Source organism: Novosphingobium sp. 63-713 (assembly GCF_001898925.1).
Taxonomy (GTDB): Bacteria; Pseudomonadota; Alphaproteobacteria; order Sphingomonadales; family Sphingomonadaceae; genus Novosphingobium.
Map to the genome: position 1 here is coordinate 434,044 of NZ_MKVS01000026.1, position 16,696 is coordinate 450,739.

The 16,696-nt window shown below is 63.2% G+C and carries 13 protein-coding genes and 1 tRNA gene; 5 read left to right on the forward strand and 9 right to left on the reverse strand.

Features of this window, described 5'->3' with window-relative positions; genetic code table 11:
• Positions 1-35: 35 nt before the first annotated feature.
• Positions 36-1,223 (forward strand): integrase arm-type DNA-binding domain-containing protein, encoded by a 1,188-nt coding sequence (locus BGP00_RS12905; RefSeq protein WP_292689591.1) that lies wholly within the window; start codon positions 36-38, stop codon positions 1,221-1,223.
• A 162-nt stretch (positions 1,224-1,385) separates the two neighbouring features.
• The gene (locus tag BGP00_RS12910; RefSeq protein WP_292689592.1) at positions 1,386-2,192 is read left to right on the forward strand and encodes a DNA adenine methylase; all 807 of its coding nucleotides are present in this window, start codon (positions 1,386-1,388) and stop codon (positions 2,190-2,192) included.
• Between the two features lie 207 nt (positions 2,193-2,399).
• Here BGP00_RS12910 and BGP00_RS12915 read toward each other — a convergent pair whose 3' ends face one another.
• The 7 genes from BGP00_RS12915 to infA all read right to left on the reverse strand — a co-directional run bounded on the left by BGP00_RS12915 (position 2,400) and on the right by infA (position 6,814).
• A complete protein-coding gene (locus BGP00_RS12915; RefSeq protein ID WP_292689593.1) occupies positions 2,400-3,203 on the reverse strand; it encodes a hypothetical protein in 804 nt (267 codons plus the stop codon).
• A 16-nt stretch (positions 3,204-3,219) separates the two neighbouring features.
• Entirely contained in the window at positions 3,220-4,593 is a 1,374-nt protein-coding gene (locus BGP00_RS12920) for an integrase arm-type DNA-binding domain-containing protein (RefSeq protein ID WP_292689594.1), read from the reverse strand.
• A 46-nt stretch (positions 4,594-4,639) separates the two neighbouring features.
• Positions 4,640-4,715, reverse strand: a tRNA-Phe gene (locus BGP00_RS12925).
• 114 nt (positions 4,716-4,829) lie between these two features.
• The gene (gene yacG, locus BGP00_RS12930) at positions 4,830-4,991 is read right to left on the reverse strand and encodes a DNA gyrase inhibitor YacG (RefSeq protein ID WP_168605159.1); all 162 of its coding nucleotides are present in this window, start codon (positions 4,989-4,991) and stop codon (positions 4,830-4,832) included.
• Positions 4,988-5,944, reverse strand: a complete 957-nt coding sequence (locus tag BGP00_RS12935) for a ribonuclease E/G (RefSeq protein ID WP_292689595.1) — start codon at positions 5,942-5,944, stop codon at positions 4,988-4,990. Before BGP00_RS12935 ends, yacG begins: the two co-directional genes overlap by 4 nt.
• 6 nt (positions 5,945-5,950) lie before the next feature.
• Complete coding sequence (locus BGP00_RS12940; RefSeq protein WP_292689596.1) at positions 5,951-6,541, reverse strand: nucleoside triphosphate pyrophosphatase; 591 nt, start codon at positions 6,539-6,541, stop codon at positions 5,951-5,953.
• A gap of 27 nt (positions 6,542-6,568) precedes the next feature.
• On the reverse strand, positions 6,569-6,814 hold the full coding sequence (gene infA, locus BGP00_RS12945; protein ID WP_168605162.1) for a translation initiation factor IF-1: 246 nt from the start codon (positions 6,812-6,814) through the stop codon (positions 6,569-6,571).
• Between the two features lie 239 nt (positions 6,815-7,053).
• Here infA and BGP00_RS12950 point away from each other — a divergent pair, with 239 nt between their 5' ends.
• Both BGP00_RS12950 and uvrC read left to right on the forward strand, forming a co-directional pair.
• Complete coding sequence (locus BGP00_RS12950) at positions 7,054-9,702, forward strand: TonB-dependent receptor (RefSeq protein ID WP_292689597.1); 2,649 nt, start codon at positions 7,054-7,056, stop codon at positions 9,700-9,702.
• 84 nt (positions 9,703-9,786) lie between these two features.
• Positions 9,787-11,724 (forward strand): excinuclease ABC subunit UvrC, encoded by a 1,938-nt coding sequence (gene uvrC / locus BGP00_RS12955; RefSeq protein WP_292689598.1) that lies wholly within the window; start codon positions 9,787-9,789, stop codon positions 11,722-11,724.
• Positions 11,725-11,953: 229 nt separating this feature from the next.
• Here uvrC and BGP00_RS12960 read toward each other — a convergent pair whose 3' ends face one another.
• Entirely contained in the window at positions 11,954-13,159 is a 1,206-nt protein-coding gene (locus tag BGP00_RS12960) for a GNAT family N-acetyltransferase (RefSeq protein ID WP_292689599.1), read from the reverse strand.
• 127 nt (positions 13,160-13,286) lie between these two features.
• Positions 13,287-15,392, reverse strand: a complete 2,106-nt coding sequence (locus BGP00_RS12965) for a sodium-translocating pyrophosphatase (protein ID WP_292689600.1) — start codon at positions 15,390-15,392, stop codon at positions 13,287-13,289.
• Between the two features lie 279 nt (positions 15,393-15,671).
• Here BGP00_RS12965 and BGP00_RS12970 point away from each other — a divergent pair, with 279 nt between their 5' ends.
• Positions 15,672-16,694 carry a fatty acid desaturase gene (locus BGP00_RS12970; RefSeq protein WP_292689601.1) on the forward strand — a complete coding sequence of 341 codons (1,023 nt, stop codon included), beginning with the start codon at positions 15,672-15,674 and terminating at the stop codon, positions 16,692-16,694.
• Positions 16,695-16,696 lie beyond the last annotated feature (2 nt).

A 16,696-nucleotide genomic window follows, 5' to 3' on the forward strand; every position in this document is an offset into this window, starting at 1 on the left:
AAATCTTTCAAAGCAACCCTCGCCAGGAACAAAATATGCTGACACCTGCCGCCGTCAAGGCTGCGCAGCCGATGGCGCGCGCCTATAAGCTGTTCGATACTGGCGGCCTTTTTCTGTTCGTCGCGCCCGGCGGCCTTAAAAGCTGGCGCGTGAAATACCGCCTGAAGGGCAAAGAGAAGCTGGCCACGTTGGGGCAATATCCCGCGCTGTCACTGCATGAGGCGCGCGCGCAGCGCGATGGGCTGAAGGCCCGCGTACGGCAGGGTGGTGCGGCGGACGAGATGCGCAAGCCGATGACCTTCGGCGAGCTGGCCCGAGCCTGGCATGAGGCCAAGGCAGGGCGCTGGTCAGAGCAGCATGCAGCCGATGTGCTGGGCAACCTCGAACGCGATGCCTTCCCGGTCCTGGGCGAGGTGCCGATCGGCGACATCGATGAGCCCATGCTGCTCGATCTGATCGAGGCGGTGGAGGGCAGGGGGTGCCTGCCCACCGCAAAGCGCTTTCGTCAGCGGCTGTCCTCGATCTTTGCTTTTGGCATCGCGCGCAAGCATTGCGCCAGCGATCCCGCCGCGATCCTTGGCCGTGAGCTTCAGCCCGCGCGGCCGGTGCGGTCGCATCCCGCCTTGCTGACGGCCGACGCCTGTCGCCAGTTGCTGGTTGATTGTGAAAATACGCCAGCGCGAAAGCTGGTCCGGCTTGCCTCGCGCTTTCTGGCGCTGACGGCCGTACGCCTCAATGCCGTGCGCGGCATGCGCTGGGGCGAGGTAAATCTGGACGCCGCGATCTGGACGGTGCCGGCAGCGCGTATGAAGCTGGCCAAGGTCAAGAAGGCGGACGAGAAGTATGACCATATCGTGCCGCTCAGCCCGCAGGCGTTGCAGGTCCTGCACAAGGCGCTGGCTGAGATTGGGCATGATACCGATTGTTTGCCCGATGCCGCAGCCTTTGTTTTCGCGCGCGGCGCGGTGCCGATGGGCGAGGGGGCCATTCGCCAGCTTTACATCGATGCTGGATATGGCGGTCGCCATGTGCCGCATGGCTGGCGCGCCAGTTTCAGCACGATCCTCAACGAGGCGGCGCCGGAGGAAAGCGCCATCATCGAGATGGCGCTGGCCCACACGCAAAAGGACAAGGTGAAGGCGGCCTATGATCGTGCTGAGCACATGGCGCGCCGCCGGGCGCTGTTTGATCGATGGGGCGCCATGATCGATTGCCCCCAATAAGACAGGATAAAATCAAGTCAGAGAACTCCCCCGCGCGTGGAGCGGGGGTGACCGGGCAGTCCCCCGGCCACCGACGAGCAGCAACTCGCCACGACGCAGCAGGCCTCACCGGCCGCCCCGCACCTGCGCAGCAGGCGGGGCATCTTTGGACCAGCAATAGCGATGGAACCCCTAAGCACAGTATCCCCAGTTTCCCCTGCCGCCGGCTATCAGGGCGGCAAACGCAATCTTGCCCGGCGCATATGCGCCATCATCGAGCGCACGCCTCATGACGCCTATGCGGAGCCGTTTGTCGGCATGGGAGGTATCTTCCTGCGCCGGGCGGCCCGGCCCAAGGTCGAGGTGATCAATGATATCAGCGGCGATATCGCGACGTTCTTTAGAGTGCTCCAGGAGCATTACCCCTATCTCCTCGATATGCTGCGCTGGCGTGTTGCCGGGCGGGCGGAATTCGAACGCCTTTGCGCGCTGCCGCCCGAACGTCTGACCGATCTCCAGCGCGCCGCGCGATTCCTGTATCTCCAGCGGCTGGCATTTGGCGGGAAAGTCAGCGGCCGGACTTTTGGCGTCAGCCACCATGTCAGCGGGCGCTTTAATATATCGAAGCTCGAACCCATGCTGGCCGACATTCACGAGCGGCTGGCCGGCGTCGTGATCGAGCAGCTCCCCTTCGACCGTTTCATTGAGCGCTATGAACGTCCGGGCATGCTCTTCTATCTCGACCCGCCCTATTGGGCCTGCGAAACCGATTATGGCGCGGATGTCTTTCGCAGGGAGGATTTTGCCCGGCTGGCCGATCAACTGGGCCGCGCGCGCGGCAAATTCCTGTTGAGCCTGAATGACCAGCCGGAGGTGCGGAAGTGCTTCGGTGCATTCCAGATCCAGTCGATAGAGACGACCTATACCATCGCAGGGGCGGGAGGAGCAAAGCGCGTTGGCGAGGTTTTGATCAGCAATTTTGCCATATAACCGGCTGCGACCTGGCCGCTGGCGATACGGTCTGGATCTGGCACAAGATCTGCACCCTTCCCCCCTGGGAAGCCTCGGAGCCGCGCAAGCGGCTCCGTTCGCCGGTTCCTCCGGCGGCATTTCTCCCTGATCGGCTAGCTATCGGGTGGCGCTTTATCGTCCAAAGACTCATTGAGGCGATCTTAGATCGCCCAATTCCTCATCGGATCAGTATGATCCCACGGTTTCTCCGGCCCTGGAAGATTCGCGCTCCTGCCTATCGAGAGCCGCTGCAATCGAAGCAAAGCTCTCGCCGGTGAGCTTATCGCCCGCCCAAAAGTCGCGGTGGAACCGGCTGGCAGAGACCTGCGCGATGAGGGCGTCCAGATCCTTGCCCGCCTGTTCGCGCCGCCATTGCTCACAATCGGGCGTGTTGGCGTCGCCAATCAAACGGTTCACAAAGTCCTGAAATTCAACCGGAATGGTTAGGGCGTAGGCGTTGGGGATTTGGACGACCTGCGGCCCGGCCTCGCCCTTGTTCTCGGTCTTCCGGCTTCGCCTGATCCATTTCAGAAATCCGCGATCGCGCAGGCGTGCCAGCGCGTTGTGGACAGCAGAATAGCTATAGCCGGTCCGTTCAGCGATGGTGTTGATCGCCGGCTCCAGCCGTCCGGTTGCGTAATCGACAAGACCATAGAGCGTTTCCAGCACGGCAATGCCGATTTCGCCCAACACGCCGTTACGGACGCCGGGGGTATTGGCCTTTCGCTCTTTGCGCGTGCGCAGGTCCAGCGCTCTGGCTGCCTTCAGCACAGCGCCCGCCAGACGTGATGCGCCTTTGCGCGTGCCGCGCTGTCGTCCGATGCCGATAGGCCGCCAGATGCGGTCCTCCAACTGCCCCTCATAATAGCTGTTGCGCCAGACCGGCTGGCCAGAGCGCGGCGATGATCCGTTGGCCGATTCACGTGCCGACAGGGCGGCGCCCAGCGCGCCGACCAGCGAGGATGCCTTGTCACCAAAAGAGGCCGTCATGCGCGGCCTCCGCAGTTCAGTTGCGCGGTGTCAGCGTGAGCAAAGACAGGGCAGGGGGCAGTCCCTCGCACAACAGGTCGGCCCATTCCTGCGCCAGCTCGCGCCGGCGCTCCATATAGGCGGCGCGGTTGTAGATCGGCTCGACTCCTTCCTGTTGATGCGCCAGCATAAGATCGATGATCGCTCGATCGGGCGAGGCGTCGGTATGCCCGGCCGCGCGCCACAGTCTTTCGGCGCGTTCGTTCATGATGGTTGAGAAGGTGGACCGCCATCCATGCGGAACATGTCGGCCGGAATAGCCCAGATCGCGGTATCGCTTGGAAATAGCGTTGTCGCTGATAGGCTTGGTCGGAAAGCGGGTGTTGGGAAACAGATATGGGCCGCCATGCGTCAGCTCGATCGCCAGTTTGACGATCTCCACGGCCTGGCGCGGCAGCGGCACTATGAATTCGAAGGCCTGCTGCTTGCGCTGTTCCTTGCCCAATTTCATCTTGCCCGCCGGGATGCGCCAGATCGGCTCGCTTGTGTCCAACCCCTCGAATTCCGATGGCTCGGCATAGCGCAAGGGTTCCGAGCGCACGGCCGTCAGCGCGATAAGACGCGAAGCCAGCTTTGTATGCGGCCAACCATTCAGGTTCGATTCGGCAATCAATAGCGCACGGGCCTCCTCGATGGAGGTCAAGGCGGGATAATTGCGTTTTGGTACGGCATGCAGAGCCTTGCGCATCATCCCAGCCGGGTCGATTTCCGCCAAGCCGGATGAAACTGCAAAGACAAACACGTCCGACATCCGTTGCCGCATTCGGTGCGCCTGGTCGAAGGCGCGGCGCTCCTCGATGGGATTGAGCACCTCGAGGATATGCGCGGGCCTGATCTTGGCGATCGGCAAATGGCCGATGATTGGAAAGACATCTTTCTCCAGGCTTCGCAGAATTTTGGCTGCGTGCTTGTCGGATAGAAAGTCTTTTCGCTTGCGGTGCCAGATCTTCGCGACAGCTTCGAACGTCTCGGCAGCCTGCTGCTTTTTGGATCTGGAAGGGTCGAAGCCCGCGGCAAGGGACCGGGCGGCTTCCTCGCGGCTTACTCGGGCCTGTGCCAACGAAACGGCAGGATAGGCCCCGATCGTCAGCACCTTTTCCCGGCCGCCGATTCGGTACTTCCAACGCCAGGAGCGATGCCCCGATGTCGAAACGAAAAGATAAAGGCCGTGTGCGTCGCTGAGCTTGTAGGGTTTGTCGCCGCCCTTCGCTGTTCGACACTTTGCGTCGGTAAGAATCGGATACCCCCTTTGCCCAATTCTCGTACCCCGCCCAATACCCCCAAACAGTGGGAGATGGATAGCAAAGCAACGGGAACGATTGGGAAGGGAAATCTTGGAAAAACCGGCCATTTGCAAGGCTGGTTAGTACCGATTGGGATTTATTGGGGGAAGTAAATGGTGCCTGGGGACGGGATCGAACCGCCGACACCGTGATTTTCAGTCACGTGCTCTACCAACTGAGCTACCCAGGCATTACCATTTTTTACCGTTTAGCAGAGGATGTTGCCATCGCCTCGCTGCTGGTGGACGGGCCTATGGCTAACCGGATCGGTCTTGGCAAGCCAAAAAAACACATTCGATGAAACTTATTTGTCATCCTCCCCATTTGCGGGGTTTCCGGGCAGGGCATAGCCATCCGACAGCCACTGCATCAGGTCGCGATCACGGCAACGGGTTGAGCAAAATGGTTTATGTGATTCGTTGCGGGGCTTGCCGCAGACCGGGCATTTGCGATTTTGTTGGGTCATAATGTCACCGCCTGCGCGAATCCGCCGTCGAGAGCAAGACCCGCATCTTCCTGAAAATCCAGCCGCCGCCCGCTCCGCTGGGCCAGTTCCTCGCGCCATGCGGGCGTGATGGCCGCCATCACCGAAGGGTGGGCGCGCAGCAGCAGCAGTCCGGCCTCCGCAACCCTCTCGGCCCGGCGCAGCAAAAGCCGCGCCGCCGCGCCCGCCCGCGCGTGAGTGAGCCGCGCCAGCAGCGAAGGGCGCCCCATCCGCGAAACGATCTGGACAAAGCCAAAGCCGTTCATCGCTGTGCGTTCATGGGGCCAGCCTTCCAGATCCTGCGCCAGAACGCCGTCCACCGCCTGCCGATCAGCCTTGGTCTCCAGAGTGGGGAAATCGATGCCGATCGAACCGCCCAGATCGAGCCGCCTGATGGTCGAGGCCACCGCCCCGGCCGCCGCCACGGCCAGCGCAGGCGAGGGCAGGGGGCCATCGACGTCGATCACCGTCATCGCGGGCGTGGGCGACAGCACCAGCGCTCCGCCGGAAAAGGCGACCGCACCGCTCCATGCTTCGCCCCACACATCCTCCCACACACCGGCGGGGAATTGGCGCACCACGCGCGCATCGGGCAGGACATCGGCAAGGCGCGGGGCAGGGCGCAGCGGCGCATCACATGGGCGCGACTGGGCCAATTTATAGCGGCCCGTTTCCGCCATGGCGCTGCGCAGGATCTCGACGCGGATTGGCGCGCCCTCGCTCGCCTCGCGCGGCAGGCGGTCGACCAAGGCTTCCTCGCCGCTCTTCAGGCGCAACAGGCCCCGGCGCGAACCTCCCGCGCGGCGGATCAGGGTCGCGTCCTCAACCTGCCCCGGCGCAGCACGTCCGGGCCAGTCGATCTTGGCGGCCACCACTTCGGCTCCATCGAGCAGCACCGCGCGATCCTCGCCGATGCCTTGCTCGATTAACCACATGGTCGCTTAATCCAGAGGATAGGAGGCGGCGCGCAGCAGCGCCCGCGTTTCATACAAAGGCAGGCCGATCACGCCCGAATGGCTGCCCGACAGGCGCCGGATCAGCGCTTCGGCCCGGCCCTGAATGGCATAGCCGCCGGCCTTGCCCAGACCTTCGCCGCTGGCGATATAGGTCTCGATTTCCTGATCGGTCAGATTTTTGAAAATCACCAGCGTCTCGACCTGCTTGACGCGTTCGCGCCCCGCCGTGTCGATCACGCAGACCGAGGAGATGCACATTTGTCGCCGCCCGGAAATCGCGCGCAACATTTCGCGCTGTAATTCCACCGTATCGGCCGGGGGCAAAACCCTCCGCCCCAGCGCCACCGACGTATCGCCCGCGATCACGATCTCGTTGGGCGCACGGTCGACGGCGCGTGCCTTTTCCACCGCAAGGCGGCGGGCATAGGCACGCGGCAATTCGCCTTTGAGCGGCGTTTCGTCAATGTCGGGGCTGGCGATGCGGTCTGGCACAATGCCCAGACGCGCCAAAAGGTCCCGCCGCCGGGGCGAGGACGAGGCCAGCACCAGAAGCGGTTTGCCGGCCTGTTCGTTCATAGCCATCGCTAGGGTGCAGCCGGGCGCTTAATAGCTGCCGGGGCCGCCGCGACCGGGCATAAAGCGATAGGTGATGCGACCCTTGGTCAGGTCGTAGGGGGTCAGCTCGACCAGCACCTCGTCGCCCACCAGCACGCGGATGCGGTTCTTGCGCATCTTGCCTGCGGTGTGGCCGAGGATCTCATGATCGTTCTCCAGCCGCACGCGGAACATCGCGTTGGGCAGCAGTTCGACCACCTGGCCGCGCATTTCGAGCAGTTCTTCTTTCGCCATCCGTAAACTTCGGTTCTCTAATAAGAGGGGAGATTGGCGCGCGCCATAGACGCAGATACGGCAAAAGGAAAGCCAAACTCGCGCAAGGTTTGGCCAGATATGCCAACATGCCGCCGAAATGTAGCGCCAATGCGACAATATGTTACCTTGCCGCGCTTGCGAACAGGCGGTCCAATCGGCATCCGCATAGCCCTGACAGCCATGCCAATCATAAGGTTCTGTCTCAGGGAGTATCCGTTTTGCGCAAGATTGCCCGCAAGTTTGGCCCCCGGTTTGCCTTTGTGCCGGTATCGCTGGTTTGGGTGATGGCGTCCGGTGGGTCGGTGCTGGCCCAAACGCAATCTGCGCCTGCCGCAGAGGCCGCGCCGCTGGCCGCCGCCGACGCGCCAGTGGTCGAAACCGCCGCAGAGGGCGCATCCGACGATGCCGCCGCAACCGCCACCGCCCCCAAAACGCCGGTGACCCGCGGGCGCGAGATCGTGGTCGTGGCCGACCGCATCAAGGGGCAGGTCGAGGCGCCCCAGCCCCCCGTGGCCGTGTTCGACGAGGAAGACATTGCCGCCTATGGCGCAACCACGGTGGATGACCTGATCACCGCCATTTCGCCGCAGACGGGCAGCGGGCGCGGACGCGGGTCTTCGGGCCCGGTCATTCTGGTCAATGGCCAGCGCATCACCAATTTCCGCGAAATGATGAATTATCCGCCGGAATCGATCCGTCGGGTCGAGGTCCTGCCCGAGGAAGTCGCGCTGCGCTTTGGCTACAGCGCCGACCAGCGGGTGGTGAACATCATCCTCAAGGATCACTATCAGGCCCGCACGGTCGAGGCCGAACTGGCCCTGTCCGACAGCATCGGCGCCAATACGCTGAAAGGCATGGCATCGGTGCTGAAAATCGACAAGGGCAAGCGGATGAACCTGACCGCCAAGGCCGACCGCACCGATCCGGTCACCGAGGCGCAGGCGAAAGTCCTTCAGGCGCGCAACACCATCCCCACCTTTTCGACCGATCCCAGCCCGGCGGCCAACCGTACGCTCGTGTCCAATACCAAGGACTATTCGCTCAACGGCACCTATACCGCGCCGCTGGGCAAGGACGGCATGGGCGGCAATATGACTTTCAACGCGCTGGCTTCGCGCGCGGATGTGACGGGGCTGGCGGGGCTTAATACCTATTCGCCCGCCACCGATGTGCTGCGCACCTTTGACGGGGCTCTGACGCGGCGCACCTTGACCGACACCTACTCGGCGGGGGCAGGGCTGAACAAGCGCCTGCTCGACTGGAACCTGTCGGCCACCACCGACATCAGCCATGTCGACGCCACGACCACCACGGCCAATCGCGTGACCGACAATGCGGTGCTGGCCGCCGCTCTGGCCAGCGGCATCGCGCCCAGCGGCGGCTTTACCACCGCCAAGAGCAAGACCGACACAGTCACCACGCTGGTCACGCTTGTCGGGCGTCCGGTTGCCCTGCCGGCGGGCAAGATGGCGGTGACGGTCAAGGGCGGCTTCAATTACACTGCTCTGAACGCCAGCAGCACCAGCGCGCTTAGCCCCGCTTCGAACCTGAAGCGCGGCGATGCTTCGCTGGGCGTCAATCTTGGCATTCCGCTCACCAGCCGCCGCGAGCATGTGGGCGAGGCGCTGGGCGATATCACGCTCAACCTTTCGGCCTCGGCCGATCACCTGTCCGATTTCGGCGAACTGGTGGACTGGAGCGCGGGCCTGACATGGAACGTCACCGACAAACTGGGGCTTCAGGCCAGCTATCTCTATGACGAGGCCGCGCCTTCGCTGTCCAATCTGGGCTCGCCGCTGGTGGCCACCTATAACGTCTCGGTCTATGACTTTGTGAAGAGCCAGACCGTGCTGGCCACGGTCATCACCGGAGGCAATGCGGCGCTGGTGAAGGAGCATCGCAATGATATCAAGCTGGGCCTGAACTGGACCCCGCCCATCCTGAAGGGCAAGTCCAATCTGGTGGTGGAATATTTCAACAACCAGTCCAGCAATGTCACCAGCGCCTTCCCGACCACGCTGACCACGGCGATCGAGGGGGCCTATCCGGGACGCGTGACGCGCGATCCCACTACAGGCGCCATTACCCAGATCGACCGCCGCGCGATCACTCTGGCCGAAACGCGCGATGAGCATGTGCGCTGGGGCTTCAATATCGGCGGCAATCTGGGCAAGGAAATCAAGACGCAAGGGCGCGGGCCGATGGGCATGTTCGGCGGTGGCCCGCCTCCGGGAGGCGGGCGTCCGGGCGGTAATGGACCGGGCGGAGGGCGTCCGGGTGGCGGTGGTTCGGGTGGTCCGCCGCCGGGCGGCGGCATGGGCGGTCCTCCGCCGGGCGGGGGCGGTCCGGGTGGCCCTCCGGGCGGTGGGCGCGGCGGTCGTTATGAAGGCCGCTGGAACCTCTCGCTTTATCACACCGTCTATTTCGTAAACCGGGTTCAGGTTGCGGCCAGCGGGCCTTCGCTTGATCTGCTGGGCGGCGATGCGCTGTCGGGCGGGGGCACGGCGCGGCACTCGCTGGAGGGCGAGGGCGGCTTCTTCTTCAAGGGCATCGGCCTGCGCATGAACGGCACGTGGACCGCGCCCACCCATGTCAACGGCAGCGGCGCGCCCGGTTCGACCGACCTGCGCTTTGGCTCGCTTTTTAAGCTGAACACGCGCCTGTTCTTCGATCTGGGGCAGCAGAAGCGGTTGGTGAAGGAAACGCCCTTCTTCAAGGATGCGCGTTTCAGCATCGGGGCCAAGAACATCTTCAACCAGCGCCAGCGCGTGACCGACAGCAATGGCAACACTCCGCTGTCCTATCAGCCGCTCTATATGGATGCGCAGGGGCGGGTCATCGAGGTGGAATTCCGCAAGATGTTCTGATCGGGCCTGATGGCTGGGCAAAAGCCGGGGGAGAGGTGCACGCCGCCTCTCCCCTTTTTGCGTGATGGGGCCTATCTGGGCGGGATGGTTGATGATGCGAACAATCCGCCCGACCGCGCGGCGGACCGGTTTAATGAGGACAAGGCGGTAAGCCTGATCCGGGGCGGGGGCGAGCGGCCCGATCTGGATGCGGGCGTGGCGGCGATCCGCGAGGTGCTGGCGACCTTGCCGGTGCGGCCCGGCGTGTATCGGATGCAGGACGCGCGCGGCGACGTGCTCTATGTCGGCAAGGCGCGGGCGCTGCGCAACCGCGTGGCCAATTATACGCAGGTGGATCGGCTGCCTCTGCGTCTGCAACGCATGGTGTCGCAGACGCGAAGCATGACGATTGTGACCACCAACAGCGAGGCCGAGGCGCTGTTGCTGGAAGCACAACTCATCAAGCGGTTTCGCCCGCCTTATAATGTGCTGCTGCGCGATGATAAAAGTTTTCCTTTTATTCTGCTGCGTTCCGATCATGATTTCGCGCGGATTATGAAGCATCGCGGCGCGCGCCGGGCCGAGGGCAATTATTACGGCCCCTTTGCCAGCGCCGGTTCGGTCAACACCACGATCAACGCCTTGCAGAAACTTTTCCTGCTGCGAAGCTGCACCGATTCCTTCTTCAGTCGGCGCGACCGGCCCTGTTTACTGTATCAGATCAAGCGGTGCAGCGCGCCCTGTGTGGACCGGATCAGCAAGGAGGATTACGGCGAACTGGTGCGTCAGGCCAAGGACTTCCTTGGCGGCAAGAGCAATGCGGTTCAGCGCGAGATTGAAGCGCAGATGAGCGCCGCGGCCGAGGATCTTGATTTCGAGCGCGCCGCTATGCTGCGCGACCGTTTGCGCGCGGCCACCTTTATCCAGGGTTCGCAGGCGATCCACGCCGAGGGTCTGCCCAATGCCGACATCTTTGCCTGCGCCGAAAAGGCGGGGCAGATCGCGATCCAGGCCTTCTTCATCCGTGGCGGCCAGAATTGGGGCCACCGCGCCTTCTTTCCGGCCCGCACCGAGGGGATGGAGATGGGCGAGGTGCTGCAAAGCTTCATGGCGCAATTCTATGAGGAAGTGCCGCCCCCGCGCGTCATCCTGCTCGACCGCGCCTTGCCCGAGGCCGATCTGCTGGCCGAGGCCTTGAAGGAGGCCGCAGGCGGCAAGGTCGAAATTACCATCCCGCAGCGCGGCGACCGCAAGCGCCTTGTCGAACAGGCCGAGCGCAATGCGGTCGAGGCGCTGGACCGCCGTATGGCCGAGAGCGGCAGCAAGGCCAAAGTCTGGCGCGAAATGGCCGATTTCCTCGAACTGGACGAGCCGCAGCGGATCGAGGTTTACGACAACAGCCATATTCAGGGCACCCATGCGCTGGGCGCGATGATCTGCGCCGGGCCGGAAGGGTTCATCAAGAACCAGTACCGCAAATGGAACATCCGCGAGGCGCAGACCAACGACGACTTCGCCATGATGCGCGAGGTGATGACCCGCCGCTTTGGCCGCGCGATGGAGGAGGACCCCGACCGCGATAAGGGCCAGTGGCCCGACTGCGTGCTGATCGACGGCGGCAAGGGGCAGATGAGCGCGGTGAAAGCAGCACTGGAGGAACTGGGCGTCGAGGACGTGCCGCTGATCGCCATCGCCAAGGGACCGCACCATGGCCGCGACGGGCGTGAGGTCTTCCATTTCCCCGATGGGCGCGAGAAAATGCTGCCTGTCAATTCGCCCGTCCTGTTCCACCTGCAACGCATGCGCGACGAGGTCCACCGCTTCGTCATCGGCGCCCACCGCGAAAAGCGCAGCCGGGCGATCACGGCCTCGCCGCTGGATGAAATCCCCGGCATCGGGCCTGCGCGCAAGCGGGCTTTGCTGCTGCATTTCGGCACGGCTAGTCGGGTCAGAGCGGCGGCGCTCGATGATCTCATGCGCGCGCCCGGTGTGTCAGAGGCGGTGGCGCGGACGGTGTATGATTTCTATCATCCGGGGGGGTGATGTGTGGGGGTATTATGAAGGATACCTCCGGCGGGCAAAGGGACTTGTCCCTTTGCAATCCCGTTAATGGGGAGGGTTCCTGCGGCGGTGTTCTGCTTTATGAATTAAAAGCCTGCGCCGCAGGCTTTCAAAATTCCGAGGCCGCGTCCGACACAAATCGCTGCCCCCTTGGCGCAACGCAGACAGTAACGGGAGCGCGAGGGTCTAGACCCTCGCATCTAAACCCTTCTTAAATCCCAAACTCAGCCCCGCCCAATTCCCGCCGAGCCATAACCCCAAACAGGCCCCGCCGAACGGCCCCGCCGATCTCGATTGAGACCCGTCCCACCGGGCGGCGCTCATGCCACAGGTGGGTGATCATCGGATGGGTTTCGTCCGCGCAGCTATCGACCCAGCCAAGCCCCGGCATATCCAGCATTGCCAGATTTTCGCGCTGCAACAGCACGCCGGGGGAATAGGCGCTCAGGGTTTCATCATAGGCGGTCTTGAACATGAAGGCGCCCGGCTTGGTCATAAAGGTGGCCAGCATGGCGATGGGCCGCCCGTCCAGCGTCATCGACAGCCGTTCGAGCCGCCCCCGCGCCGCCGCGCCATGCAGCGCCTCTCGCCACAGCGCCGTGGTGGCGGGCAGGCAGGCCAGCGCCGATCCGGCCTCGCCTTTCCATCCTGCGGCTTCCAGCTTCAGGAAATCCTCGCACCAGGCCGAGAGGTCATCCTCGCCTTCATGGCGCACAAATTTCAGCGCGCCCAATTCGCCCATTCGGTTGGCCTGACGCCTGTATTCCTTGCGCTTCTTGCCCGAAACCGTCGCTTCGAAATAGGCCTCGGGCGACAGGTCGCTCTGCAGCATCACATGCTGTTTGCGCCCGACCAGCGCCGCATTGCGCCCCTGCTCGTTCAGCACATCGCGCAAGGCATCAGCCACCGCCCCCGACAGCGGCAATTCGCCCAGATGCAGAAACAGCCCCAGCCCGCCCTGCGCATCGGCCCAGGTGAGCAGCGCCCGCCAGAACGGCCTTTCCAGCCCCCGCGCCACCAGCGGCGCGCCAAGGAAGCCGTTGGGATGCGTCCAGCCAGCCCAATGCGGGATGGGGCGGGTGTAATAGCGGCTCTGGCGCACAATGGGCATGATCCCCGCCAGATCGCCGCCCATTTCAAAGCGCAATATCCGCACCCGTCCATCGGGATCGAGCCCGCGCAGCGCAGGCAGCAGATACCAGCTTTCAAAAAACGGGTTCGGCTCGCTGGCCCACATGGCCAGAGCATCCCACGCCAACATCGCCCCCATATCCTGCATCTCGCGCCAGTCGACGCTGCGGATTTCGCCCGCAGGCGCGGGTTTGGGCGGCAATTGCGGCGTGGGGTTGGGGCCGGGCGGCAGGCGCGAAGGCGCGACAACAGGCTTGGCGCGAATAAAATTGGGCTGGCTCGCCACAGTTACCTCGTGAGCGCGGAAAATATGCGTCCAAGGTTAAGGAGAAAGCCGGAAAGGAAGTATGAATAAGCGGGATATTTTCTGACCTTGCGCCCGGCGTGATGACCGGACGCAGGGTCAGAAGTAGTCAGCCCATATGTCCCGCCAGGGCCGCCAGAAGCAGCAGCGCGACAATATTGGTGATCTTGATCATCGGATTGACCGCCGGGCCTGCGGTGTCCTTATACGGATCGCCCACGGTGTCGCCGGTCACGGCGGCCTTGTGGGCCTCGCTGCCCTTGCCGCCGTGATGGCCGTCCTCGATATACTTCTTGGCATTGTCCCATGCGCCGCCGCCGCTGGTCATCGAGAGCGCCACGAACAGGCCCCCCACGATCACCCCCAGCAACAGCGCGCCCAGCGCCGCAAAGCCATTGTCCTGCCCCGCCACCAACGTGATGACATAATAGACCAGCACCGGCGTCAGCACGGGCAGCAGGCTGGGCACGATCATTTCCTTGATCGCCGCCCGCGTGACCAGATCGACCGTGCGGGCATAATCGGGCTTGGACGTGCCCGCCATGATGCCGGGGTTGCTCTGGAACTGTTCGCGCACATCGACCACGACATCGCCCGCCGCGCGGCCCACCGCCGTCATACCCATCGCGCCAAACAGATAGGGCAACAAAGCCCCCAGCAGCAGCCCCACGATGACATAGGGATTTTCAAGGCTGAAATTGACGGTCAGATGCGGGAAAAACTCCCGCAGATCCGTGGTATAGGCCGCAAACAGCACCAGCGCGGCCAGCCCCGCCGAACCGATGGCATAGCCCTTGGTCACCGCCTTGGTCGTATTGCCCACTGCGTCCAGCGCATCGGTCCTTTCGCGCACCGAGGCTTCCATATCGGCCATTTCGGCAATGCCGCCTGCATTGTCCGTCACCGGCCCATAAGCGTCGAGCGCCACCACCATGCCCGCCAGCGCCAGCATCGCGGTTGCCGCATAGGCAATGCCGATCAGGCCCGCCAGCTTAAACGCGATGATGATCCCCGCCACGATCACCAGCGTGGGCAGGGCGGTCGCCTCAAGGCTGATGGCAAGGCCCTGGATGACATTGGTGCCATGGCCGGTCACGGATGCCTTGGCGATGGACTTGACCGGGCGATAGGAGGTGCCGGTGTAATATTCGGTGATCCAGATGATGAGGCCGGTGATGACCAGCCCCAGCAGCGAGCAATGGAACAGCGCCCCGCCGGTCAGGCCCGATGCGTCAATCGGCGTGCCGAAATCGCCCACCGCCGTATGGATCGCCCAGCCGATGGCCGGGATCGACAGGATCGCGGTGACAAGGAAGCCCTTGTACATCGCGCCCATGATGTTCTTGCTCGCGCCCAATCGCACGAAATAGGTGCCGATGATCGAGGTGACGATGCACACGCCGCCGATCAGCAGCGGCAGGCTCATCAGCGCCATCAGATTGCCCGTGCCTTTGACTAGCAGCGCGGTCAGCACCATGGTTGCGCCCACGGTCACCACATAGGTCTCGAACAGGTCGGCGGCCATGCCCGCGCAATCGCCCACATTGTCGCCCACATTGTCGGCGATCACGGCGGGGTTGCGTGGGTCATCCTCGGGAATGCCCGCCTCGACCTTGCCGACAAGGTCTGCGCCGACGTCGGCCGCCTTGGTGAAGATGCCGCCGCCAAGCCGAGCAAAGATCGACACCAGCGAAGCCCCGAGCGCCAGCGCCGTCAGCCCCGTCACCACGGTCCGGTCATTTGGGGCAAGGCCATGGCCGAAGCCACCGGTCGAGGTCAGATGCCAAAAGAATCCGGCAATCGCCAGCAGCGCCAGTCCGGCCACCAGCATCCCCGTGATCGCGCCCGCGCGAAAGGCCAGTGTCAGGCCCGCCTGCAGGCCCTGCTGCGCGGCGGCGGCCGTGCGCACATTCGAGCGCACCGACACATTCATGCCGATAAACCCCGCCGCGCCCGACAAAACCGCGCCCAGCACAAAGCCGATCGCCGCAATCTTGCCCAAGGCCAGCGCAATGATGATCGCCGCCACAATGCCGACAATCGCAATCGTGGTATATTGCCGCTTAAGGTAGGCCTGCGCGCCTTCCTGAATGGCGGCGGCAATTTCCTGCATCCGGGGCGAACCGGCGCTCGCGCCCAAAACTTGTCTGCTTGTGATGTAACCGTAAACAACGGCCAAGGCCCCAAGGCCCATGGCGATCAGCACCAGGTTCATAGCTATCCCCTCTGCTTTTCGGTCCTGTCGGGCAAATCCGGCAGTTCCTGTCCGGGCCTGTTCTTGTTCGATCAAACAGTGCCCATCGCTTGCACAGGTATAGGGGGCTGAAAAGTCAGCGCAAGGGTGATTTGATCCGCGCGGCCCCGGAATGGGACAGATTGTCCATTAAGATTCTGTTAGGGATTTTTCCAAAGCGCATCATGGTTTACAAATGGTTATCGACCGATTCACCAAAGCTTGAGTCGGGTCCGAAATGTATCAGACGGGGCATGATAAATGCTGGAAGATCCAAAGCTCGTTCAGGACGCGACCAAGGCGCCTGTCGAACCTGCACTTTATGAGCCCGCGCTGGATTCTGGCGGCGGGCGGGCCATTCCGTTGGGCCGCGACGATGGGCTGGACCGGCACACGCGCCGCGATCTGCGCAAGGAAGAGATCGAGATCGCGCGCCAGTTTCACGGCGGGCGGATGTGGCCCTATGCGGTGGCGGCCTTTGGCTGCTTTGCGCTGTGGGTGTCGTTTTTCCCGCTGGCGATCATGGGGCATCTTAACCTTCCGCTGGCCTGTCTGATCTCCTGCGTGATCGCCACGGGCGGTTATGTGACCAGCCACGAAGCGATGCATTCGAACATCGCGCGCAAGGGCGAAAAGCTGCGCTGGCTTAACGAAGCGGTGGGTGCGGTTTCGACGATCCCCATCGTGTTTCCGTTCTCGATGGCGCGCATCATGCATCTGGAGCATCACTACCACTGCAATGATCCGCTGAAGGACCCCGACTATACCGACGAGGCGCCCAACTGGTGGATGGCGATCTATAAGACCTGGTATAACCGCCAGCCCGGCGTCGATGGCTCGATCCATCATTACAAACGCATCCTGGCCGAAATGGGCACGCCCGAGGCCCAGCGGGCGCTCAAGGAAACCATGCTGCTGCAGCTCTTCTTCATGGCGGTGCTGTTCACCATGTCGTGGAATGGCTATGCCATCGAGGCGGCTTTGCTCTGGTGGCTGCCGCGGCATGTCGGCCTGTCCTATATCCGCTTCTATCTGAGCTGGGCGCCGCATCACCCGCGCGAGGGCAAGACCGGCCGCTATGAGAACACCAATCTGTTCAAGAGCAAGCTGGGCCATGTGATGTCGATGGGGATGCAGTATCACATCATCCATCACATGTATCCGGGCATCCCGAACCACCGCACCAAACATGCCTATTACGCGATGCGCCATATTCTGGAGGCGCGCGGGGTGGATGTTTCGCCGCTGCCGCCCGTTGGCGGGCCTGCGGTCAAGGGGAGCTAAGC

What these genes read in the sequence shown, in the direction of transcription:
- BGP00_RS12905 (WP_292689591.1), top strand. Translation starts at nt 36, where the DNA reads ATGCTGACACCTGCCGCCGTCAAGGCTGCGCAGCCGATGGCGCGCGCC.
- BGP00_RS12910 (WP_292689592.1), top strand. Translation starts at nt 1,386, where the DNA reads ATGGAACCCCTAAGCACAGTATCCCCAGTTTCCCCTGCCGCCGGCTAT.
- BGP00_RS12915 (WP_292689593.1), bottom strand. Translation starts at nt 3,203, where the DNA reads ATGACGGCCTCTTTTGGTGACAAGGCATCCTCGCTGGTCGGCGCGCTG.
- BGP00_RS12920 (WP_292689594.1), bottom strand. Translation starts at nt 4,593, where the DNA reads ATGGCCGGTTTTTCCAAGATTTCCCTTCCCAATCGTTCCCGTTGCTTT.
- yacG (WP_168605159.1), bottom strand. Translation starts at nt 4,991, where the DNA reads ATGACCCAACAAAATCGCAAATGCCCGGTCTGCGGCAAGCCCCGCAAC.
- BGP00_RS12935 (WP_292689595.1), bottom strand. Translation starts at nt 5,944, where the DNA reads ATGTGGTTAATCGAGCAAGGCATCGGCGAGGATCGCGCGGTGCTGCTC.
- BGP00_RS12940 (WP_292689596.1), bottom strand. Translation starts at nt 6,541, where the DNA reads ATGAACGAACAGGCCGGCAAACCGCTTCTGGTGCTGGCCTCGTCCTCG.
- infA (WP_168605162.1), bottom strand. Translation starts at nt 6,814, where the DNA reads ATGGCGAAAGAAGAACTGCTCGAAATGCGCGGCCAGGTGGTCGAACTG.
- uvrC (WP_292689598.1), top strand. Translation starts at nt 9,787, where the DNA reads ATGGTTGATGATGCGAACAATCCGCCCGACCGCGCGGCGGACCGGTTT.
- BGP00_RS12965 (WP_292689600.1), bottom strand. Translation starts at nt 15,392, where the DNA reads ATGAACCTGGTGCTGATCGCCATGGGCCTTGGGGCCTTGGCCGTTGTT.
- BGP00_RS12970 (WP_292689601.1), top strand. Translation starts at nt 15,672, where the DNA reads ATGCTGGAAGATCCAAAGCTCGTTCAGGACGCGACCAAGGCGCCTGTC.